Source organism: Phycisphaerae bacterium, assembly GCA_035275405.1.
In the GTDB taxonomy this organism is placed as follows: Bacteria; Planctomycetota; Phycisphaerae; order UBA1845; family UTPLA1; genus DATEMU01.
The window spans coordinates 984,858-1,007,535 of the sequence record DATEMU010000003.1 but is presented as its reverse complement, the minus strand read 5'-3'; the positions used below and the strand labels follow the sequence as shown (position 1 = coordinate 1,007,535).

The following is a 22,678-nucleotide window of genomic DNA, read 5'->3' as shown; positions in this document are numbered from 1 at the left end:
GAACTTCCGGTCCGATTTACCGTGAGAAGGTGTTTTCTGCGGCAGCGACCGCGGAACCCCTCCCTTCCGTTCCATGCGATGCGGGCACGGCGGGATACACGCGGATTCGGGTTATTTCCGGAAAAGGGGTTAGAATGGCCGTTGGAGTGTGCCGGAGCGATGATATCCCAACCGCCAGATGAAGTCTGCGTTGCCGCGCTGGTCGACCGCGCCGTTAAGGGTGACGCCGACGGTCTGAGCGAGCTTCTGGCGATCTACGGCCCCCGCGTCGAGGCGAATCTGAAGATCGGGCGATCGTGGCGGTCCATGATTGAACCGGGCGACGTGATGCAGATCACCTATCTGGAGGCCTTTCTCCAGATCTCCACCTTTCGACCCGAACAGGCCGGTTCCTTTGAAGCGTGGCTCCGGCGGATCGCGGAAAATAATCTGCGGGATGCCATTCGGGGCCTCGAACGACAGAAGCAGATGCCGCCGTCGAAGCGCATTCAGCAGCGGGATTCGTCCGATTCCTTCGTCGGGCTTTACGAGCAGATTGCGGCGACGACCACCACGCCCAGCCGCTTGGCGGCCCGAAATGACATCCAGCAACTGCTACAAGCGGCGATTGACCGATTGCCGCCCGATTATGCCGCTACGGTGAGGCTCTACGACCTGGAAGGCAAGACCATCGCGGAAGTTTCAGCGACGATGAGCCGTTCAACTGGGGCGGTGCACATGCTTCGGGCCCGGGCCCACGAGCGACTGGGCGAGTTGTTGGGAACCGCCTCGGCCTGGTTCGGATCCAGCGCGTGAAGGAATCGCCCCGTTTGTCGCATCTCAAATAGAGCGCGGAAGAAGCCGCGCCATCGCAGGAGGTCTGACTTGTTCGACACCATCGGTGCGGACCGCCGACATCAGGACTTGATCGCCGCGGCGCGCCGGCAATTCGAGCAGGCCGTCCACCAGGGTATTCCTACCGGCGGGTCGTCGAACGCCGAGCCATTGGGCCGCGTGTCCAGGCAAGGATCTCGGCCGGCGCTGCCGGGATACGAAATACTTCGTGAGGTCCATCGCGGCGGGCAGGGCGTCGTCTATGAGGCCGTGCAGGAATCCACGCGGCGAACGGTCGCGGTAAAGGTCCTGCGGGAAGGGCCCTTTGCCGGCGAGACCGATCGGCTCCGCTTCGAGCGGGAAGTGAGCATCCTCGCCCAACTTCAGCATCGCAACATCATCGGGATTCTCGATCGAGGCAGCGCGTCCGGCAGCCACTATCTCGTCATGGACTTCATTGAGGGCCGCCCGCTGGACCGCTACGCGCGCGAGCACGGTCTTGACCTGAAAGCGCGGCTGCTTTTGTTCGCGGAGGTGTGCGATGCCGTCACGGCCGCCCACTTGCGCGGCGTGATTCACCGGGACTTGAAGCCGGGGAACATCCTCGTGGATGCGGCGGGCGAGCCGCGGATTCTCGATTTCGGTCTGGCCAAGCTGTCCGAAATCGACATGGACTCCGTTCACGGCGCCACGCAGACTGGCCAGTTCATCGGCTCGCTCCCCTGGGCCTCGCCGGAACAGGCCCGGGGGCTGCATGGTGAAGTGGATATTCGCAGCGACGTGTATTCTTTGGGCGTCATCCTCTACCAACTGCTGACCGATCGCCTGCCTTATTCGACGGTGGGCGGCCTGGAGCAGGCGCTGGCGGCGATACGCGGCGCCGAGCCGGTCCGCCCGCGCAGCATCGCGCCGGAAGTCGACGACGATCTGGAGACCATTGTTCTCAGGTGTCTCGCTAAGGACCCCCCGCGCCGCTACCAATCCGTCGGCGAGTTGGCCCGTGACGTAAGGCACTATCTGGGCCAGGAGCCGATCGAGGCAAGGCGCGATTCGACGGTCTATGTGATTCGCAAGACATTACATCGCCACCGGACGACTGTTGCCGCGGCAACCGCCTTTTTATTGCTGCTCGCCGTGGCGACCGTACTCTCTCTCTGGCTTTGGCGACGGGCGGCATTTCAGCGTGATGAAGCCGTCGCCGCCGGACAGCGCGAGACCGCTGAGGCCGCCAAGGCCCAGGCGATCAACAATTTCTTGACGGAGATGCTGGCCTCGGCCGACCCGGCCGTCGCCCGAAGTCCGGACATGACCGTGAAGCAGGCTCTGGACGCAGCGAGGCGTAAGATCGACGAAGGGTCGTTTGCCGCGCAACCGGACGTGGAGATCGCGCTTCGCCAAACCATCGGGAAGACGTATTTCGACCTTGGGCTTTACGCCGACTGCGAGGCGACGAATCGCCCAGCCCTTGAACTCGCCCAGCGGCAATCACCCGGTGATAGCACGCCGACCGCGCAAATCCTTTACGGCATCGGCGAGGCCCTGCGAGGGAAAGGCGCCTACGAGGAAGCAGAGGCCGCTCTCCGTGATTCCGTCGCTATGTTTCGACGTCTGCCCCGAGAACCCGACAACGGCCTCGGCCTCAGCCTGAATGAACTGGCCATCCTCCGCAAGATCCGCGGCGACCGCGAGGAGGCCGAATCTCTCTATCGAGAAGCGGCCGACGTCGCACGCCAGGACACCGGAGAGGAGAGCGAGGAGTACTTCGCGGCTTTGAACAACATCGCCGTGGTCCTTGCCGAAAAGGGAGAGCTGGACGAGGCGGAGGCGATCAACCTCCGCGTGCTTGAAACTCGCCGCAGGGTATTGGGGCCGGACCACCCGGCCGTCGCATTCAGCCTGAACAGCCTTGCCAGTCTTTATTTGCAGCGGGGCGACCACGAAAAGGCGGAGCCGTTCTTTCGCGAGACCATGGCGTTGCGCGTGCGGGTCCTCGGCGACGAACACCCGGACACCGCCACCTCCATCAACAACCTCGGCGTCTTTCTCGACGCTCGCGGGAGTCACGACGAGGCCATCGAGCTTCACCGACAGGCGCTGGCCCTGCGCCGCAAGCTGCTCGGCCCAGATCACGCGGACGTGGCCGCCAGCTTGAACAACACCGCCAAAGCGCTCACGCACAAGAAGGATTATGATGCCGCCGAGCCGCTCTATCGAGAGGCCTTGACTCTTCTTCGTCGCAACTTCGGCGACGTTCACCCCTACATTGCACAGGGCTTGGGAAACCTCGCGGAACTCTTCGAGGCGAAGGGCGACCAGGAAAGCGCCGAGGCGATCCTCCGCGAAATGCTCGAGGTCGCCAGGAAGTTGCATGGAGACCGGCACCCGGATGTCGCCAAGGCCCAGGGCCGCATCGGCCTGTGCCTTCTCCGCCAGAAGAAGTACACCGAGGCCGAACCCATCATCCGCTCCTGCCTGGGGCTTCGGGAGGAGTTGCTTAAGCCCGACGACTGGCTCATTGCTTACGCGCGGAGCATGCTCGGCGAGGCCCTGGCCGCGCAGCAGAACTACACGGAGGCCGAGCCGCTATTGACCGAAAGCTATGTCGCGTTGGAGAAGAATCCGCAAACGCCCAAAGTGCGCCTCATGGACGCGCTGCCTCGCCTCATTCGACTCTATGAAGCCTGGGATGCCGCCGAACCGAACACCGGCAAGGCTGAGAAAGCGGCCGAATGGCGCGGGCGGTTGGAGGCGGCGCCACCGGCACCGACGCAGTGAGACCGCCGGACGGAAGGATGGACAGGGTTAAAGATTGCAACCGAGATAAGAGCCGATCCCGGCGGTGATGTCGGGGGCGCTGACGCCAACGAAGCTCAGCCAGAAAAAGAAGACATCGACGATCGACTGGTACACGTCAAGCAGCAGGTTAATGCCGTCACAGAGGAGGCCTTGGCTCATGAGTGAGGTTTCCTGTTGGGCCCGCGCGGCTGGGTTTCAAAACGTACAGGGTGGCAAGCAGTCGCGGGCGATTGATCCTTATGGTTCTGCGACCGGCGGGCGGCCGATGTGTATATAATATCGGTGCCGGTTCGCGCGCCCGGTCTATGCAAGGATCGGCCTTTTTTCGTTCATCGCTTGAGGCCGGCCCCGGAGGCGACTGTCATGAAAAACCGACCATCTGCGAACCTTGTTGTGATAGTCTTGGCTGGGCTTTTCGTGGGCACGGTCGAGGCGCAGGAGTTGTTCTATCTCAAGTCCAGCCTCGATTCGCAGGCCAGCGCCGCGAGTGGATCGGCCCGAGAGCTACTCGATGAGCTATTGGCCCAGCCGGCGGAGATTCGCAACGCGGTGCTGGAGGCAGCACAGCATCCAGAGCTATTGGTACGGCTCAAGTACCTGGACATTTCAACCCCGGGCGCCGCGGAAAAGCTCCTGTCAGAGTATCCCCCGACGGCGGCGGAGGCGGCGCGCCTGCTGCTGGCGAACCCGCCGCTGTTGAAGAAGGTGGGAGACCGGATCGTCGCCGCCGGCCTGCTGGGCCAGATGTATGCGAAAGAGCGCGACACGGTCCGGCAAATGGCCGATCAAGTCGGCCTGAAACGGGCAGAGCAGTCGGCGGCCTCCGCCAAGGCCTGGCACGAGCGGTTGGCAAGCGACCAAGCGGCGGGGACGCAGCTCCGCGCGGTCATCCAGACTGTGCCAAGCAGTGCGATCGAGGCGAAAGAGCCCGTGGGCACACCCGGTCTTCACTTCCCGACCGGTGAACAGGCGGCGTACGTCCTGGCGAATGCGGATCAGTATCCCGAGCTGGCGGCGCAGGTCGTGGACCAATGGGAGCGCGAGCGGAACCCCGACGGGTTTCGCGGCGCCGTTGATTACTGGTATGCGCAGCATCGCCAGGTGCTTCCGCACGACCTGCTTCTCCCCCCGACCGAGTTGGTGACCTTTCTGAAGGAGCACGCTGTCTTTGAACGGCGTTACCAGGAGACGGCGGCCATTTCGGGGCCGTCGATGCCTGATCGGGCGACCTATCTCGAGGCCCATCTGGAGCAGTATCCGGCACTGGCCCAGGCGCGTCAGGAAAAGATCTTCGCAGAGGCCCGAGCGAAACGGCCCAAGGTTGTGGGCGGACCATATAGTGGCAGTAGCAAGGGCGGCGGCTCCTCATCCGGCGGGGGGTTGTCGTCGAGCGGCGATAGTTCGATGCGTTCGTCGCGGTCGAATAGTATGCGAGGGTCGTCGAATCGTTCGCGGTCGCGCAGCGGTCGCAATGACAACGACTCCGGCCAATTCGGCGGCACCGGCGGATTCAATGATTCGGGCTTCGGCGGCGGGGGATTCGGGAACCGGGGAGGATTCGGTAACAACAACCGGTCCGGCGGGTCCAACAGTTTTGGATCCGGAGGCAGCTTCGGCGGTTCCAACAGCAGCTTTGGCTCGGGTAGCAGCCGGTCCGGCGGAAGCCGATTTGGATCTCGCCAAAGCGGCAGCCGCTTCGGCAATTCGGGCAGCTCGTCGAACAACAACCGCTAGCGACGCCGGCCACGCATTCCCGAAATTCGACGTTTTTCCGGGCCATTCTGCCAACAATTGACTTTTTGGTTCTCCGGCCTACAGTTGCAGCTATATAGCCATTGCTCGCCGAATCTCGTAATTGCGAGAACGGGGGACCCGATTTCCCTGGGGCGAATCGGTCGCCGTAGCGACCGTAGGGCAAATCTTCTGCCCGAGTCCGTCAGCTAACCTCGTAGGCGTCGAAGAGGAGAATCTCGCGAATTCGCGCCAGAGATCTACCTCTCATGGCGGATTTCGGAGGTTTTCGACGGTGGACGGTAACAGTTCGTCGGGCGGTCGTCCTTCAATAAATTCTTATAAAACCGATTCGCCGGGGATCCTTGCGCGCATGGGCCGTCGCCTTATCGGGCGACCGCGCGATCTCGCGGATCGTTCCCTCTTTCACCGACTCTCGCTGATTCCATTCCTGGCGTGGGTCGGCCTCGGCGCGGACGGACTGTCGTCCTCGTGTTACGGGCCGGAAGAGGCGTTCAAGACATTGGGCGGACACACCTATCTCGCCCTTGGTCTGGCCGTTGTGATGGCCTCCACCGTCATCATCATCGCCATTGCCTACAGCCGCGTCATCGAGCATTTTCCTCATGGAGGCGGCGGATACGTCGTCGCCTCCAAGCTCCTTGGCCAACGGGCCGGTCTCGTTTCCGGCAGCGCTTTGATCGTGGACTATGTGCTGACGATCACGATTTCCATCGCCGCTGCGGGCGATGCGCTGTTCAGCTTTTTGCCCACGCACTGGCACGTTTGGAAGCTGCCCTCCGAAGTCGTCCTTATCGTCTGGCTCATCGTGCTGAATTTTCGCGGTGTGAAGGAATCCGTGTTGATACTCAGTCCCATTTTTATGCTCTTTGTGGTAACTCATGTTGTCCTGATCGCAGGCGGCGTGATCGCGCATGCGCCACAACTGCCGGAAACTTTTCATGCGGCCGGGAGCGGATTTGCCGGCGGATGGACCACCCTGGGTATGGGGGGGATGCTGCTGCTATTCCTGCACGCATATTCCCTGGGCGGGGGCACCTATACGGGCATCGAGGCCGTCTCCAACGGCCTGGCCATCATGCGCGATCCAAAGGTGCAGACCGGCAAGCGAACCATGTTTTACATGGCCGCGTCGCTGGCATTTACGGCGTCGGGTCTCTTGCTTTGTTATTTGCTTTGGGGGGTTACGGCGGTCGAGGGAAAGACCATGAATGCGGTGCTCGCCGAGAAATTCGTCGGCGTCGTGCCGCTGGGGTCGACGTTTGTCATCCTGACGATGCTCGCCGAGGGCGCGATCCTCGTCGTCGCGGCGCAGGCCGGATTCGTGGACGGCCCACGGGTTCTGGCGAACATGGCCAACGACTCGTGGGTACCCCGTCGTTTTGCGGCGTTGTCGGACCGACTCACCACGCAAAACGGAATTCTGTTGATGGGGCTCACCGCTCTCGCTGCGCTCTTTTACACACACGGTGACGTTCGCCAGATCGTTGTCATGTACAGTATCAATGTGTTCATCACTTTTTCGATGACTGAGACCTCCATGTGCCACCTTTACTTTGGGGAACGCCGAAAAAACCGGCTTTGGAAGCGGAAGATTTCCATTCACATCATTGGGCTGACGATGTGCCTGACGATTCTCATGGTGACGATTTACGAGAAGTTTCTCGAAGGAGGATGGATTACGTTGCTTGTCACCGGCGCATTCATCGCGACGTGTTTCATGATCCGTCGACACTATGCCAGCGTGCAATCGCACTTGACACGGCTGGATAGCGACCTGGGGCCGATCGAAAAAATACCGGCGCCGGCAGGGGTGATCGACCGTCAACCGGACCCCGCGAACCCTACGGCCGTTATTCTGGTGGGCTCGTATGGCGGCATCGGCGTGCATACGGTGCTCCACGTGATTCGCTCCTTTCCGCATCAGTTCAAGAACTTTATCTTTGTATCGGTGGGAGTTATCGATTCCGGCGCGTTCAAGGGAGGAGAGGAGATTGATGCCCTGAGGTCCGGTACCGAAGCCGCGCTCAAGAAATATGTCGAACTGGCGCAGCGCCTGGGTTTCGCGGCGGATTTCCGGTGTTCCGTCGGCACGGAAGTCGTCAGTGAGGCTGAGGAACTCTGTCTGGCGATCGGCAGGGAATTTTCGCGATGCGTCTTTTTTTCCGGCCAACTTATTTTCCAGCGGGATCGCTGGTATCAGCGACTATTGCACAACCAGACGGCGTTCACGATTCAGCGGCGGTTACAGTGGCACGACAAGACGATGGTGATTCTGCCCGTACGTGTGAGGCAATGACAGGAAGTCGCGAGGATCATGCTGTCGAACCGCAGATGTGCGGAGGAGCCATGTGAATGAAGTTGCAACGGTGTATCTCGGGGCTCGTATTCATGATGGCGGCGTCGCTTTGCCTTGCTCAATCGCAACCGGAGGCGCCAACCAGTCAACCATCGTCTGAACCGGAGTCGGGCCCGGCGTTTTTCATCTGGCCCGAGCCGGCCAAATTGGAGGGTCCGCTGGCCACAGACCGGCCGGGGTTCTCGAATACGGCCTTTCTCGTGCCGCGCGGTCACGCGCACCTGGAGATCGGGCATATTTACTCCTATGACCAGGAGAAGCACACCGAAACCCAAAATCACCTCGTGCCGGGCACGTCCCTGCGCGTCGGCTTGCTCGATGACTTGGAATTTCGAGTCGGCTGGAGCGGGATGTCTCTGACGGAGTCAAAGTTCCGGGATGTGACCCCCGGAGGTCGCACTTTTACCAACCACCAGCATGACGATGGGGCGACGGACATGAGCGTCGGCTTCAAGGCTCCCCTATTAAAGCACGACGATACGAATTACCTGCCGAACCTCTCGGTCGTACCCGCGTTGTCCCTTCCCACGGGAGGCCGCACGAAGACCAGCGACGATGTCGATCCCTCGTTGCTGCTTGCCTGGAATTATCCGGTAACCGGCAAGTTTCTTGTTTATGGCGTCGGCTCGATCGCGTCAGTCACCGACCCGGAAGGATCGCGCTTCTCGCAAACCGCCGCGTCTTTGGCGGGCTCCTACAGCGTTAGTGACCAACTCAGCTTCTTCATTGAGTACTTCGGGATTTATCCGAGCACGCACCATACGGACTGCCAGCACAACCTTAACGGCGGGCCGGTCTATCTCATCACCGACAACATCCAGCTTGATCTTGCCATTGGCTTGGGCCTGAACGAGGAAGCCCCGGATTTCTTCGTGAACTGGGGCCTTTCGATCCGGTTCTAAACCAGTTCGATTTCCCGTAGTAAGTGCAGATCTGGCACCGGACGATCGTCAAAATGCCGCCAGGCGGATCGCCAAATCGCAGACGCGGTTGGAAAAACCCCACTCATTGTCGTACCAACTCAACAGCTTTAGAACCTTGCCCTTGCCTTTGGGCACCGTCATCGTACGCGTCGCGTCGAAGATCGAGCTGTAGGGGTTGTTGATCACGTCGCTGGAGACAAGGGGGTCTTCGCAGTATTGCAGGATGCCCTTGAAACGCGGCTCCGCGGCGGCCTTTTTGAAGAGGGCGTTAACCGCCTCGACTTCGACTTCTTTTTCCAGGGCCACTGTGAGATCGACGACGCTGCCGTCCATGACCGGCACGCGGAGGGCGAAACCGTCGAGTTGAATGGACTTCTTCGGGACGACAAGGCCGATCGCCTTCGCCGCGCCGGTGCTCGAGGGGATGATGTTCATCGCCGCCGCCCGGGCCCGCAGCAAATCGTCGCCATGCACCTGGTCGAGAATCTTCTGATCGTTGGTGTAGGCATGGACTGTCGTCATCATGCCGGTGATGTTCTCGCCGAACATCTGGGGGTTGTCGGCCAGGACCTTGACGATCGGGGCGAGGCAGTTCGTCGTGCAGCTACCGTTGCTGACAAAGGTGTGTTCGCGCTTGAGCGATTCGTCGTTGACGCCGAGGACGACCGTCGCGTCGATGGTGTCCTTCGCGGGGGCGGAGAGGATGACCTTTCGAGCGCCGGCGGTGATGTGGTCATCGTAGCCGGGCTTGCCTTTGGCGGCGTCACGCTTGGCGGTATAGACGCCGGTCGATTCGATGACGACCGTAGCGCCGAGTTCCTTCCACGGCAGCTTCGTCGGGTCTTTTTCGCCGGTCACGCGTATCTTGCGTCCGTTGACGATTAGTGCATTCTCTGTGTGGCCGACCTCGCCCTGCCAGGTGCCGTGGACGGTGTCGTATTTGAACAGGTGAGCATGAATCTTCGGCGGCGGGCCGACGTCGTTGATGCCCACAATTTCAAACTCGTTCTGCCGCAGGGCCATCGCCCGCGCGACCATTCTGCCGATTCGCCCGAAGCCGTTGATGCCGATCTTGACCGCCATGGTGTGGGTCTCCGTAGTCGTTGTTGCGATTCCCCCCTTGGGGAATGTACGAGAAGGTAGGAAAATGGTTCGGCCGCGTCAAGCAATGGGTGATTCGAAGGCCCTGACGCTCCAATGAAACGGCGGTCTTTGCCGGTCCGACCAGGCACAGTTCGTGGACGCGAATTCGGCGATGGACCGCTACTGGCCGACCCAGCCAGAGCCGGAACCGATCCCGCCAGTACCGAAGGCGGTCGCGTTGAAATCGAGAACCACGAGGCCAGATGTGCAACGTGCCGCGAACGATGATTTCCTGACCTCTTAAGGCCGGCAACTGCGCCCGCCACTCCGGGCATCGGGCAAAACTCAACTCATAGCTCCCGGCGGGCGTCACGAGCAACGCCTCCCCACATGGATCTTCCGGGATGCACGCGAAGCCGTGACGCAACGTGCCATGAAATTCATGAATTTTGCGGGACTTGCGGTAGTGCCCGATACCTACTGCCGTGACCAGCGAGAGGACCAGGCAAAACAGTGTCGATGGACGACTCAAATCCATGGCGGCACCTCAAAACGTAGCCGCGTGGCTACGGTTGTTTGACGCCGGTGGATGCAGGCGGGTTCCGGAAATTAAGCAGAATCTGCCGCTATGGTTGGTCGGGCAGCGGGACGGGGAACTGCGGCGGCTCGCCGGTCAGGACGCGTACTACGTCGTCGGCGACGTTGAAGCGCTCGCTGGAGGCGTCGAGCGTGGCCCCGGCGACGTGCGGTGTAAGGATGCAACGCGGGGCGCGGCGGATCGGGTGGTCGGCGGGAAGGGGCTCGATCTCGAATACGTCGAGGCCGGCGCCGGCGATATCGCCTTTTTTGAGAGCCTGCGCCAGGGCGATAGTGTCGATCAAGCTGCCCCGGGAGGTATTGACCACGATGGCGGTCGGTTTGAGCTTCGCCAAACGCTGGGCGTTGAGAATGGCCTTGTTCTCAGCCGAGTGCGGCAGATGCAGCGAGAGGAAATCCGACTCGGCCAGCAGCCGATCGAGATCGACGGCCTCGCCCTTGAAATCGACGGGATCGCGCCCGGCGGGGTCGTGGTAAAGGATGCGCAATCCGAACGCGGCAGTGCAAAGGACGCCCAGACGTTCCGCAATCGGGTCGAGGCCCCATAGCCCGAGCGTTTCACGGCTCATTTCCCGTCCGGCGGGTGTCCGCAGTACGTCAAACTGTCCCTCGCGAATCTGCCGATCGAAGAAATGCAGCCGGCGATGGAGCGCCATGATCATCGCGAGTGTGAATTCGGCCGTCGAAGATACCGCGACCTGGGGAGCGTAAACGACGCTGATGTTTCGGCGCCGGGCGGCGCGAAGATCGATATGGTCCGCCGTCGCACTGGCCCGGCCGATGACTTTCAGATTCGGCGCGGCGTCAATAATCCGGGCGGTAACGTGCGCCTTGGAACGAACCAGGAGCGCATCCGCGTTCGGGAGCGCCGCCATCATCGTCTCGGGAGCGGCATCCTGGAGTACGGTGACTTGACCAATCTGTTCGAGACGAGAGATCGCCTCGGGCGAAAAGGGCTCCGCCACAACGATCTTGTAGGACTTGTCTCCCCTCATGTCTTGCACCTCAAAGAGAGACATGTGGGCAGGAATTCACATCCCGCGGGGCCCACTGCAACCGATCGATGGCGCAACGCCAAACCGGGAATGAGGTTTAGGGTCGCTGTGCCACAACCCGCGTGATACGTTCCGTCATTGGGTCACTTGGCCGACAGAATGAAAACATAGCCTTGTGACCTGTCACACGGTATAATAACGCCCTTCATTGGGATCACAACAAAAATCGTGAAAAAAGAGACCATAGGAACCGAAATTCGAGGGAGCGATTATGGCAAGGCTGCCGAGTGGAATGGTCGTCGGGCTATGCGTCCTGTTCTTGATGCGCGCCGCGGATATCGCGACCGCTCAATCCGCAGGTGAAGAACCTCGATCGGCCGAAAAATCGCCTGCCAATGACGAAAGCGGGCCGCCTTCGGCGACGCGCGACTCAGGCGAACAGACGAAATCGGGGCCTTCAGAAGATCGGCCCGCGCCATCCCAGCCTGGTGAGACTCCTTCCGAACGACCGACCCGGCGGACCATTGAGGCTCAAGCCTCGATCATGAAGACCCCCGCCGTTGATGACGGGCCTTCCGCGGTCATCCGCGAGCCTTCACAGGGCCGACCGATCTTCGTGACGCCCGGCGAAACGTTTTACTTTGTCATGCGATTGACGCCGGAGGTGAAGGGCGATGTCAGCTTCGCACTTCTGCACTCGATCGAAACGTCGATCCGCGTACCTCTGAAGCCGACGACGCCGCCGTCCTATGTGAACAACGAATATTGCAGTCTCATCCTGCAAGTGCCGGCCACCATCGCGCCGGGACTCTACGACATCCAGGTGAAGGCGGATGGCGCGGTCTATTCCGCGCCGCGCAGCGTCAAGATCGTGGACACCTTTAAGGACAAGTTTCGCTTTGTCCACTTATCGAACATGAACATCGGCGACCTGACCGCGCCGAATTTCGATGAAATGCTCCCCGCCGAGATCAATCTTCTGGCCCCCGAATTCATTATCGCCACGGGCGACTATACGGAATGGGCGCGGGCGCGGGACGACGCGTCGAGCTGGCCGAAGGTGCTCAAGTTCTTCGAGCGCTTCAACGCGCCGGTTTTCATGCTCTGCGGATCGCACGATCACGAGGCGAGCTTCACGCGCTTCGTCGCCAGCAAACCCATCGGCACGATCGACTACGGCAACTATCACGGACTGCTGCTGCTCGATCACCCCGGCAACCCGATCGATCAGGACTTCAGTCAGGTACAATGGGTGGAAGCGGATCTGAAGCGCAATCGCAACAAGCGCTTCAATTTCATCGCCTCCAACAGCGACGAACTGGGGCTGCTGGATATCTGGCGCGAGGGCGGCAATGTCCAGGACTTCATCCGCGATCACAAGATCAAGCTAATCCTGACCGGTGGCGCGACGGACTGGGACTTCAAGGAGTTCGCCGAGAAGCTGCAAGGAATCGACGGCCTCTCCTTCGTTCGCACGCACGAGTCCAGCACGTCCCTGCGCGACCGGGCGACGGGCTTTTCGCACTATCGCGTCATCGAGGTGGACGATGACCAACTCGCCTTCGCCTATCCCAACGACAGCGCGCCGGAGAATTTGCAGCATTCGATCCCCACCGGCCGGCTGCGGGCCTACTTCGACGGTCCCAACGACGGCACGCTCTCGACGCTCGCCGTGACGATACAGAATGCCCTGAATCAGAGCTTCGAGAACGCGCACGTCTGGCTGCGCATTGCGAAGGCCCCCAATGGCCGCAAGCCGGACGTCGCCCCGGGGCGGCTGGTGCAGGCAATAGACTGCGGAAAACACTGGGCCTGCGACGTGGCGTACGATCTGCCGGACAAGGGGGCAGTGCGGATCGTCGCCTCCGTCGATCCGCAGGCGATCCCGCCACCGCTACCGATCGAAATCGCGTTGGAGGGCCCGCGCGAATGGGCCTTCGCCGCCGCGACGACCGACTTCGGCCTCAGTTACTTTGAAAGCAATGCCGGTGCCAGACTCAAGCTGAGGAACAAATCCGGATCGCGCCTCTCCTGCTGGCCGGTCATCCGTATTAACGGAAGCCAGATCAACCCGGATCCCAAGGCTTGTCCCAAATTGCCGCTGTTGTTGGAACCGGAGAAGGAGATTTCTATCCCTCTGGTACTCAATCTCCGCCGCATAAGTCCCGGCAACCACGCGCTGCAGGTGCATTTCCTGGAAGACCCGCTCTGCCGCCTGAGCACGTTCGACGTGACGCTCGCGCATCGGCAGGAGGCCGCCGCCAGCGCCGACAAGAGCGGGCTGTCGAATTAGGCTTCATTTTCGAGAGTGATCCGGCACCGGTGCTTACGCCGCGCGGTCGTTGGCATGCTGCGCTGTCTCGCGCAGATTGAGGATCAGTTCGACTTCGCCGATTCGCTGCTGAAGCTCCTGGGCAATCTGCGGGGCCGTGCGGCCCGCGTCGGCCAGTTCGTAGATGCGGCGGGTGCGGGGGTCCAGGAGGCTTGAGGCTCGCCGCGTCGAGTCTTCGACTTGAGGTTTGAGGCTTGAGGACGCGGGGTTCTTTTCGACACGTCCCGATTCGATTTGGACACCGGCGGATTGGGCGGCAACGAGGAGCGTGCGCAGGACGGCGATCCGCTGGTCGGCGTTGTGGATCGATTGCTCCAAAGCAGCGACCCTGGCTTCCAGGCGGCCTTCCACCTGGCGCGAGAGGTCGTCGAGCTGTTTTACGAGGGTGGCGAGTTCGTTGCGGGCCGCGGCATTGGACGCCCCGGAATCCAATTCCGTCCTCCGAATCTCCGGCCATTTTGCGCGGGCCATTCTTCGCCGGGAATACCAATACGCGTAGAGAATCGTGGCCGCGAGCAGCGCCATGATCGCCACTTGCCGCGTGCTGGGGGTGAAGGCGTCGGCGGCGAGAAGCAATTTCGGCGACATGGGTGGGAATCCAGCGTTCCACGGCCGGCACGGGGGCCGGCCGCTACGCTTGCCGCCGCCACGCCGTTTCGGCCTCAAACATAACTTCGCGCAGGGCCGCGTGGTGCGACCGGGCGGCCGCGGCGCAGTCCTCGTACTCCGGGGCCACTATTAAGATTCGTCCGCCGCGGCGACCTATCTTGACCCGAATCGGCCCAAAGCGCGTGGTGACGGTCTCGACCTGCCGGGCGAGCTTGGTACGGGAGCAAGTCTGCCGCCGGATTCCGAAAGTCGTGGTGTGCAGGAACAAGGCCTCCTCGCAGGCAGGAGCCCGCTCCAGCGGCGCCAGTACGGAAAGCAGCACGCCCGGACGGCCCTTTTTCATGAAAATGGGGATCGTGAAGACATCGAGCGCCCCGGCGGCGAAGAGGACCTCGAATGCGTGCGCGATCTGCTCTCCCGTGGCGTCGTCGAGATTCGTTTCCAACAGGACGACTTCGTCGCACTCGTCGCTCGAACCCTCGGATTCCCCCACGAGAAGGCGCAGGATGTTGGGCCGGGTCTTGCCGTCACGCGTTCCCGCGCCATAGCCGATCTGTGCGATCCGCATAGCGGGCAGGGGTCCATAGCTGTCCGCCAGCGTGGTAAGAATCGCCGCGCCCGTCGGCGTTATCAACTCGCCCGGCTCGTCGCAAGCCGCGAGAGGAACGCCGCGCAAGAGTTCGGCCGTGGCTGGCGCGGGGATCGGCATGGTTCCATGTTCGCACTGTACCACGCCGCTGCCGGTCGGGATCGGGGAGCAGATGATCCGGGTCAGTCCCAGCCGTTCGACGCCAATGGCCGCCCCGACGACGTCGACGATGGCATCGACCGCGCCGACTTCGTGAAAATGGACCTTCTCGATGCTCGTTCCATGGACCTTGGCTTCCGCCTCGGCGAGGCGCGTGAAGACGCGCTTGGCGCGGTCCTTAATCGCCCCCAATAGAGCTGAATCGTCGATGATTTTCGTGATGTGGTGCAAATGACGATGGCCCGGCTGGTCGGTCAGCCGCACGCGAACATGCGTCGCCGCGAAACCCTGCTTCTTCACGGCTGCGATCTCCAATTCGTAGCCGGCCAGGTTGAGCCCGGCGAGTTCGGCGCGCAGGGCGGCTTCGTCGAGGCCGGCGGAAACCAGCGCCGCGAGGATCATGTCGCCCGCCGCGCCGCTGAAACAATCGAAATAACCGATTCGCATCCTGCCGCATCCTCAACCTGCACCGCGCATAATGAACCTACGACAAAGGTGCGCAACGGGCAATAGCGGGAGAAACGGCCACGACCCTGAGACGATCGCAGTCTTTAGCATAGACTATCAAGCGAGCGCTTGCGACGACGCCAAGCGCCCCAGCCGACGATCGAGAACGTCGTGCTCAAGCTCATCCCCAGCACGCCCTGGGCACAGGGAGCTCCGCCGGCCTCGCCTCCCGTCGCAGTGGGCGAGCACTCGCTGAGGTCGGTATTTCCTGGAACGATCAGCACGGCTGCATCGCTTAATAACTCGCCACATCCGGTCGTCACGACGACGTCGTATGCGCCGGAGTCGGTTCGTATGACCGTGCTGATGGAGAGTGTTTCGGTTTGAGATCCATGGTAGCGATCGTCGTCCAACAGCGGCGCGCCATCCCTTCGCCACTGATACGTGTACGGCGGCAAACCCTCCGGCAAGACACTGTAGGTTACGGTCTTACACTTCTCCACGGTCAACTCGCCGGGATTGCCGGCGATCTTGGCGCCGAAGACACCCAGCGATGCCGACGCTGAAGTAGTTTGCGAGCATTGATTCCTCACGATCGCGTCGTATGAGCCGGCGTCATCCTCATTCACCGCGCTGATCGACAGCGCACTTTGGGTGGCTCCGGCGATGGCGACTCCGTTCTTCCGCCATTGGTAAGTGACGGGTGTTGGACTGGCAGCGCTGACTTGAAAGGTCACCGGGGCATTCGCGCACACGACTTGATCCTCGGGCTCAAGGGTGATCGTCGGCGGGTCCGGGGTGTTCACGGTCACGATCAGTTCGGCAGCGGAAGCCGTGCAGGGGGCGTTCGAGATGGTCCAGCGAAGGACAATAAGTCCGGACCCTACGCCCCCGATTTGGGTGAATGTGGCATTTCCGGTCGTGTTGTTGGGGCTGAATGTTCCCGAACCGCCGCTCACCACGGACCACATGCCGGTTCCAATTGTCGGCTGATTGCCTCCCAAGGGGGCGGTCGTGCCATTAATGCAGAGCGTCTGAGGTCCCCCGACGCTGGCTGTCGTTGGTGGCTGGGCAATGGTCAGGACGACATTGGCCCCGGTACTGCATGGGGGGTCGCTAACCGTCCAGCGGGCGATAACTGGCCCGACGCCGCCCGTATGGGTAAACGTCGCGTTAGGATTCGCGCTGTTACTGAACATGCCGGTTCCACCGCTTACTACAGACCAGCTACCCGATCCACTAACGGGTGTGTTGCCGCCCAAACCGGCGGTAGTTCCCCCCATGCAAATCGTTTGCGGGCCACCGACGGACGCCACCGGCGAAGGAACCGCCGTCATTGACAAATCGGCCATGGACGGCGGACAAGGTGCGCTGGAAATGGTCCAGCGGAGCACGAAGTCACCGGTTCCACCGCCGGTCTGCGTAAATGTCGCATTGGGAGTCGTGGCCGACGGGCTAAAGGTGCCTGTGAAGCCGCTGGTCACGATCGACCACGTGCCGGTCCCCGTGGTGGGCGTGTTGCCGCCCAAGCCGGCGGACGTGCCATTGGTGCAGATGTTTTGAGGGGTTCCCACGCTCGCGGTCGTCGGCGGGCCGGCGACGGTCACGGCGGTTCCCGCCGTCGCACCCGTGTCGGTATGGCCCTCCGAGTCCATGGCCCGACCTGGCTCAATCGAAATGGAAAATGACCCCGAGCCGGCGGCGGTGATTCTTACCGTCGGCGTGGCAGTCGTTCCGTTCAGGACCATAACGAGGGCGCCGATTGAGCCAGAGATGTTGTTCACGATTACGTTGCTGGCCAACAAGTTAACGGTCAGCCCATTGGCGCTGGCGTAGGTCACTGGATAATCGATGGTCCCGCCCGAACAGACCGCGCTGGGCGAAGGGGCGCCGATCGTGCAGGTCGGGCGGCTTTCGGGGAATGGGGCCTGGCCCCACCGCGTGCCCCATCGGCCGTCCTCGCCGAGAAAGAGGGATCGTGTCCGGGCGTATTCGTTGAAAATCCAGAAAGACAATTCGTCCGCGGGATCCAGTGAGATTCCACTGTAGTCGCCCCAGCGGTTCCGGCCGCCGCCGAAAGTCCGTACATAAAAATCCAATCCTGTGGCCAGGGTGCCGGTCGGCTGTACCGATCCCGCGGCATCGCCCGCCGCGCGCGCCGTGTAATACGCGCCCGGGAATATGGTTGCCGCCGATAGAGCGAATCCGACGGCCATATTGCCATTGCCGTTCACTGCAATCGACGGATAAAAAGTGTGGGCATTGGCCGCCACATCGTTGCCGCTGATATTCCCTTGATCGGCGATCGACAGGGACGACAACGTCGTCGTGTCGACCTTGAACCAATGAGCAGTGACCTGGCCCGCATCGGCCCCTGAAGGCGGGAGCACGCAGGCCGTCATCCAAAGGGCGTTGTTCCGCCACACGGCGTGGAGCGCCCGCCGGTCGCCGCCGTCGATGGTCGTGCTCGTTCCGGATTGGGGGACGCCGGGAAAACTGGAGGAAGTGTTGTCGATATCACCCGCCTCTACGAACTCGTGGTTGAATGAAACGGCGCCGAGCGGATTATCCACGCGGATGATGCTCAAGGACTCGATCGAGGCCTCAGTGAATCCCGAATAACGAACAAGGAAGGTACCGACGCCCGCCGGTGCGGCGCCGAACATGTGCGCCGGCTGCATCGTCGTGGCCTGCTGTCCGCTGGCGCCGGGAGGATCGTGAACCGTAAAGGCGATCGCCCCCCCGGAGTAGAAAGGCGTCTTGTTAATGATCCAAAGCCGGGCTCCGCCAAATGCGTTGTTGCCAAAGCTGAACATGTTATTCGTGATATAGACCGCATTGTCATCCACGGCGAAACCGGGATAATCGGCCCAGCAATCCGAACCACTTATGTTGATTTTTGAATTAATAGCAGACACGCGCCATGTACCATTGGGATCGCTGTCATCGGAAACGGCCACCAGGATGCGCGACGTGTTGGAGGGATTGCCCGCCCCGAAGTCCTGTCGTTCCAGTGAAACCACCACAAAGCGGCCGTCGTACTGATCGTAGATCACTTTGGGATCAAAAGTGTTGTTGACCGGCGCGACCGGAGCGAAAAAGCTGCCCGCCGCCGTACTCGAATTCCTGCCGAGCCGTTGGCTATTCTCAAGGCTGCCATCTTTGGTGTACCACTCAATGGAGCAATTAACGACTGACACAACGTGGTTTGGACCGGCAGCCCCGCACGGATCGGGTGGTATGTGCAGAAAATCGGTATTGGCGCCATCTTCTTCGAAGTTGATTCCCTCAAAGCTGTTGGTCAGAGGAGGGGCACGAAGATCGGGATCTTCTCGAGTCTGACTATCGCCGGAAGAATCCGAAATCGGCGGCGAGATCGCGCCAGCCGGAACGAATCCGCACTGCGAGCCGCCCGAAGGCACGCAAGGTTCACTGAGTACCGGCGTTGTCGCAACGGCTTCCGAAGCGACGCCCCCCAGGCTGCACGCGATCACCAAGAACGCGGAAGTCGACACAACAAGACAGGTCCCCTTCGAGAACATGCGATGGCCCTCCCGCTCGACTCATATTTGCGGCCGGGGATGGGCGACGAACTTGCCCGGGAAAACCCATTCAGAAGCGGTCGTTCGCCCGAGAGTCAGCCGTGCGGAACCCCGCCACACGATTAGCCATTCTAACTTATTTGCCACGCTGCGGGAAGGGGGACAAGGCAGAATCCCGTTCCCTCCCCCTCATGAATCTCGCGTGAGAGATGGAGTTAACAGGTCTTGAACCTATTCTCGCTTACCGCTGGACCCATTCGCGGTATCGACGTCGGCGCCGCCAGGCGCTCCAGCCGACGATCGAGGCGGTGAGCATGAGGCCCATTCCCAAAACGCCCTGCGCGCAGGGAACGCCACCCGAATTGGCGGGGGACGCTTGTTGCGGACAATCGTTGAGGTTTGTGGTGCCCTGCACGACCAACACCGCCACATCGCTCAGCAATTCTCCACAGGCCGTGGTGACCAAGACGTCATACGCGCCGGAGTCCGTGCGGATGACCGGGCCGATGGAGAGCGTTTCGGACTGCGCTCCATGGTAGCGATCATCGTCCACCAGCGGCGTCCCGTCCTTTCGCCACTGATAGGTGTACGGAGGTTGACCGCTCGGGAGGATGCTGTAGGTAATGGTCTTACACATCTGGACGGTCAACTCGCCGGGGTTGCCGGCGATAACGGGTTGCACAATGCTCAGCGACGCCGATTGCGAAACGACCTGCGAACATTCATTGCGGATGACGACGTCGTACGCACCGATATCGTCCTCGCTCGTCGAGCTGATCTGGAGGGTGGATTGCGTTGCGCCGCCGATCGCCACGCCATTCTTCCGCCATTGAAAAGTCATCGGCGTCGGGCTTTGGGCCGCAACCGAAAACGCGGCGGCGCCGTTCTGGCACGCCGCCTGGTCCGCGGGCTGAGCCGTGATGGCGGGCACTCCCGCGATACGGCAATTAACGAAGATCGAGTAATTCCGCGTTTGAGTGCATCCCGTGTCATCGGTCGCCCTGATGGTGAAGTCGAAGTCGCCGGCGGATGCCGGCGCGCCGGAAATGACACCGCCGCTGGAGAGGGTCAGGCCGGTCGGCAACGCGCCTGAAACCACCGACCACGTCACGGGTGGCGTCCCGCCCTGGGCCGTCAACGTCTGGTTGTAGGCGGTCGCCGTAACGCCGTCGGGCAAATCCGTCGGGCCGATGGCAATTTGCGCGCAATTCATGACATTGGCGAGGATGAGCGCATAGTCCTGATCGGTTGCCGTTCCCAGATTCGGGACGCCGTTCGAGTTAATGTTGGTGGCGATGACGGTCACGTTCAACGTGCCGCTGACTCCCGCCGGGAGGAATACGCTCTCCACATTGTTTTGCGTATCGGCGCTGCCGCCGGTCGTGGAGTTGGCCAGGGTGAATACGTTGCCGAGATAAGTGTTTCCTCCAACAGTGACCGTCAAGTCAAGGTCGTTTCGGTGGGCCGCGCCGGTGGTACTACCGGGCGCGTCGGTCCAGGCCAGCGTCACACGAAGCGGCTTGGTTACGTCGGCGACATCGCCGGCATACAGGTGTGACTGGCCGGACGCGGTAAACAGCCGATTCACCGTGTCCTGCTCATAGAACATGGTCTGTGTGGCGGTTCCCCGATTGAAGGCCTCTCCGAGATGCATTTCTCCCATGCCCTGGCTGTTGGACCAGAGATTCCCACCGGCTCCAGTGCCGTTCAGGTAGCGGGCGGAGTTGATGAGCAGGGCCTTGGTCATGGCCGGGCTGGGCACCGGCATGCCCTGATTGATGAAGAACTGACGGATGAGCGCGCATCCGCCGGCGACGGCGGGACAGGAATGGCTGGTGCCTGTCGACGTTGTGTAGAACTGTTGTCCACTTGGAAAAAAGAGGCTGCCGACGCCGCCGCACACGCCTCCGCCGTCGAAGCACGCATTCGCGGTGCCATTCGGGCCGGGGTTGGGCGCCTGGGCGACTCCGCCGGAGACCTTGGTCCCCGGCGCGACAATGTCCGGCTTCTTCCGGCCGTCCGCGCAGGGCCCGCGGCTGGAAAAAAAGATGATCTCATTGGCGTTGTTCGCCGCCGAGTCGGGCCAGCCGCATGTATCCGACGCCCCCATCGGCTGCACGTTTTCGGCGGCGCCGACGCTGATGACATTCTTGCCGGTGGCCGGCGAACCGACCGTCTGGGCCCCCGAACCCTGGTTGCCGTTCGCGAAGACAATAACCATTTCCTGGTTGCCGGCCGCCGGCACGGCGGACCCGGCCGGTTGCGCGTCACGGACCAGGGCGTCATAGGTCTGCGCGTCGGAATTGTACGCCCCCAGATTGACCTGATATCCCCAGCTGTTCGAGCTGATTCGAGCGCCGCTGGCGTAGGCCTGCGATTGAAGGGTGGTGTAATTCGGAGATGTAAAAAGGTTCGGATCAAAAATAACCGACGAACCGACCCGCACAAACGGGCACACGCCCAGGCCGTAGTGATATCCCAAGGAGTCCTGAAACGGAAAGCCGTTGACGTTGCTGTATCCGGCAATGATGTGGGCGTTGATGTTGCCGTGACCGTCGCAGCCCTGGAGCGTGCTGTCCAGGTTTGGCGAGCCGACGAGCCGCGCATACGTAACGCGGCTGGCGTTCGAGGGTGTCCCGGTGACGTACAGACCGAAGTGGTTCGGCGACGTGGTGGCGTTGTCGATGCCGCTGTCCGTCACGTCCACCGAGAAATTGGAGACGTCGAATTGGGCCTGTGTGAATCCCCTGGATAGCACCCAGGGGAGATAGCCGGGGCCCGAGGGCGCCGCGCCGGTAAGGTTCCCGGCAATAATCTGGTTTTGTCGCTCGCAGTTCTTACGGGGAGGTTCGTAACGATAGATGGAAACGATGTCCGGCTGCCGGGCGAGGTCGAGGACCGCGTCGGGGGAAAGTTCGACGACGATGTTTCGATAGTCGAGAAATTCATACTGTTGGCGAATGGGCGCGGTCTTGAGTCGATCCACGACGGCCAACGTATCGGCGTTCGCGACAGGATCCGTGACGAGTTGAAGTGCATACATTCGGTTGACGCCAGGGGGCGTGTCGAGGGCGACGGTCTGCGGATGGGCCGCGGGATGAATCTTGTAATCATCGAGGTAGGCCGCATTCCATTGGACTTGGGCGGCGCCGTCCGCATAGGCTTGAATCCGCGCGAGTTCCTGGGAATTGCCCAGTACCAGATACGTATTACTCGGAATATAGGTGACGATCCTCGCGCCGGATTGCTCCAACTCGGCATACCAATCCGGCTGAACGGGCGCGGCGAATTGGACCAGGTGGAGACGCCGGCCGGCGAACTCGCCCCGCGGCTGTTGCAGTTGCCGGGCCTCGCTTCGTGACGTGTCGATCGGGCCGGCGTTGAGCAGTACGAGGTTCTCGCGGTGCAGAATCTGTGCGCCCTCGATGGCCGGCACGGCTCCGACCAGAGCTTCGACCACGACGAAGCCGTCGTATTGCGCGACGAGGCGAACATCGTCGCTGAGACGGTCCGGGGACCAGGCGGATCTGGGAATCCTCACCTTTACGGATCCCGCTCTGCCGAACCGCTCAACCGGCGCCGGCTCGGCGGCGGGCAATCGAATGACCGCGGCCAGCAAAACAGCGATGCCAACAAAGGCACACGAACTCCAGCGGCTTTCCATGACGGCTCCTCTACCGTT

General features: G+C 61.7%; 13 protein-coding genes and 1 riboswitch. Of the genes, 6 read left to right on the top strand and 7 right to left on the bottom strand.

Translation table 11 applies throughout. The annotated features are described in order from the left end of the window. The first annotated feature begins 159 nt into the window (after window positions 1–159). Both VJZ71_06225 and VJZ71_06220 read left to right on the top strand, forming a co-directional pair. Window positions 160–795, top strand: a complete 636-nt coding sequence (locus VJZ71_06225; protein HKQ47645.1) for an RNA polymerase sigma factor — start codon at window positions 160–162, stop codon at window positions 793–795. A gap of 69 nt (window positions 796–864) precedes the next feature. After that, a complete protein-coding gene (locus VJZ71_06220) occupies window positions 865–3,588 on the top strand; it encodes a serine/threonine-protein kinase (protein ID HKQ47644.1) in 2,724 nt (907 codons plus the stop codon). Between the two features lie 27 nt (window positions 3,589–3,615). On the opposite strand, the gene VJZ71_06215 is transcribed toward VJZ71_06220, so the two are convergent. Next, complete coding sequence (locus tag VJZ71_06215; GenBank protein HKQ47643.1) at window positions 3,616–3,768, bottom strand: hypothetical protein; 153 nt, start codon at window positions 3,766–3,768, stop codon at window positions 3,616–3,618. 204 nt (window positions 3,769–3,972) lie between these two features. On the opposite strand from VJZ71_06215, the gene VJZ71_06210 reads away from it, so the two are divergent. The 3 genes from VJZ71_06210 (at window position 3,973) to VJZ71_06200 (ending at window position 8,622) form a co-directional block, all read left to right on the top strand. After that, window positions 3,973–5,343 carry a hypothetical protein gene (locus VJZ71_06210; GenBank protein HKQ47642.1) on the top strand — a complete coding sequence of 457 codons (1,371 nt, stop codon included), beginning with the start codon at window positions 3,973–3,975 and terminating at the stop codon, window positions 5,341–5,343. Between the two features lie 96 nt (window positions 5,344–5,439). Then, a riboswitch (cyclic di-AMP (ydaO/yuaA leader) is annotated at window positions 5,440–5,579 on the top strand. A gap of 134 nt (window positions 5,580–5,713) precedes the next feature. Further along, a complete protein-coding gene (locus VJZ71_06205; GenBank protein ID HKQ47641.1) occupies window positions 5,714–7,660 on the top strand; it encodes an APC family permease in 1,947 nt (648 codons plus the stop codon). 56 nt (window positions 7,661–7,716) lie between these two features. Continuing rightward, window positions 7,717–8,622 (top strand): transporter, encoded by a 906-nt coding sequence (locus VJZ71_06200; protein HKQ47640.1) that lies wholly within the window; start codon window positions 7,717–7,719, stop codon window positions 8,620–8,622. Between the two features lie 48 nt (window positions 8,623–8,670). Here the strand turns inward: VJZ71_06200 and gap are convergent, their stop codons facing one another. Beyond that, complete coding sequence (gene gap, locus VJZ71_06195) at window positions 8,671–9,726, bottom strand: type I glyceraldehyde-3-phosphate dehydrogenase (protein ID HKQ47639.1); 1,056 nt, start codon at window positions 9,724–9,726, stop codon at window positions 8,671–8,673. A gap of 626 nt (window positions 9,727–10,352) precedes the next feature. Then, a complete protein-coding gene (locus VJZ71_06190) occupies window positions 10,353–11,342 on the bottom strand; it encodes an NAD(P)-dependent oxidoreductase (protein ID HKQ47638.1) in 990 nt (329 codons plus the stop codon). 520 nt (window positions 11,343–11,862) lie between these two features. Here VJZ71_06190 and VJZ71_06185 point away from each other — a divergent pair. Beyond that, window positions 11,863–13,611, top strand: a complete 1,749-nt coding sequence (locus VJZ71_06185; protein ID HKQ47637.1) for a hypothetical protein — start codon at window positions 11,863–11,865, stop codon at window positions 13,609–13,611. Between the two features lie 33 nt (window positions 13,612–13,644). On the opposite strand, the gene VJZ71_06180 is transcribed toward VJZ71_06185, so the two are convergent. The 4 genes from VJZ71_06180 to VJZ71_06165 form a co-directional block, all read right to left on the bottom strand. Then, a complete protein-coding gene (locus VJZ71_06180) occupies window positions 13,645–14,238 on the bottom strand; it encodes a hypothetical protein (GenBank protein HKQ47636.1) in 594 nt (197 codons plus the stop codon). A 43-nt stretch (window positions 14,239–14,281) separates the two neighbouring features. Continuing rightward, window positions 14,282–15,454 carry a nickel pincer cofactor biosynthesis protein LarC gene (gene larC / locus VJZ71_06175; GenBank protein ID HKQ47635.1) on the bottom strand — a complete coding sequence of 391 codons (1,173 nt, stop codon included), beginning with the start codon at window positions 15,452–15,454 and terminating at the stop codon, window positions 14,282–14,284. Window positions 15,455–15,558: 104 nt separating this feature from the next. Further along, the gene (locus tag VJZ71_06170; protein ID HKQ47634.1) at window positions 15,559–18,996 is read right to left on the bottom strand and encodes an immunoglobulin domain-containing protein; all 3,438 of its coding nucleotides are present in this window, start codon (window positions 18,994–18,996) and stop codon (window positions 15,559–15,561) included. A gap of 241 nt (window positions 18,997–19,237) precedes the next feature. Next, window positions 19,238–22,660, bottom strand: a complete 3,423-nt coding sequence (locus tag VJZ71_06165) for a S8 family serine peptidase (protein HKQ47633.1) — start codon at window positions 22,658–22,660, stop codon at window positions 19,238–19,240. Window positions 22,661–22,678 lie beyond the last annotated feature (18 nt).

Excerpts from the sequence above, each read along its gene's own strand:
- VJZ71_06225 (HKQ47645.1), top strand. The coding sequence starts at position 160 with ATGATATCCCAACCGCCAGATGAAGTCTGCGTTGCCGCGCTGGTCGAC.
- VJZ71_06215 (HKQ47643.1), bottom strand. The coding sequence starts at position 3,768 with ATGAGCCAAGGCCTCCTCTGTGACGGCATTAACCTGCTGCTTGACGTG.
- VJZ71_06210 (HKQ47642.1), top strand. The coding sequence starts at position 3,973 with ATGAAAAACCGACCATCTGCGAACCTTGTTGTGATAGTCTTGGCTGGG.
- VJZ71_06205 (HKQ47641.1), top strand. The coding sequence starts at position 5,714 with ATGGGCCGTCGCCTTATCGGGCGACCGCGCGATCTCGCGGATCGTTCC.
- VJZ71_06200 (HKQ47640.1), top strand. The coding sequence starts at position 7,717 with ATGAAGTTGCAACGGTGTATCTCGGGGCTCGTATTCATGATGGCGGCG.
- gap (HKQ47639.1), bottom strand. The coding sequence starts at position 9,726 with ATGGCGGTCAAGATCGGCATCAACGGCTTCGGGCGAATCGGCAGAATG.
- VJZ71_06190 (HKQ47638.1), bottom strand. The coding sequence starts at position 11,342 with ATGTCTCTCTTTGAGGTGCAAGACATGAGGGGAGACAAGTCCTACAAG.
- VJZ71_06185 (HKQ47637.1), top strand. The coding sequence starts at position 11,863 with ATGAAGACCCCCGCCGTTGATGACGGGCCTTCCGCGGTCATCCGCGAG.
- VJZ71_06180 (HKQ47636.1), bottom strand. The coding sequence starts at position 14,238 with ATGTCGCCGAAATTGCTTCTCGCCGCCGACGCCTTCACCCCCAGCACG.
- larC (HKQ47635.1), bottom strand. The coding sequence starts at position 15,454 with ATGCGAATCGGTTATTTCGATTGTTTCAGCGGCGCGGCGGGCGACATG.
- VJZ71_06170 (HKQ47634.1), bottom strand. The coding sequence starts at position 18,996 with ATGTTCTCGAAGGGGACCTGTCTTGTTGTGTCGACTTCCGCGTTCTTG.
- VJZ71_06165 (HKQ47633.1), bottom strand. The coding sequence starts at position 22,660 with ATGGAAAGCCGCTGGAGTTCGTGTGCCTTTGTTGGCATCGCTGTTTTG.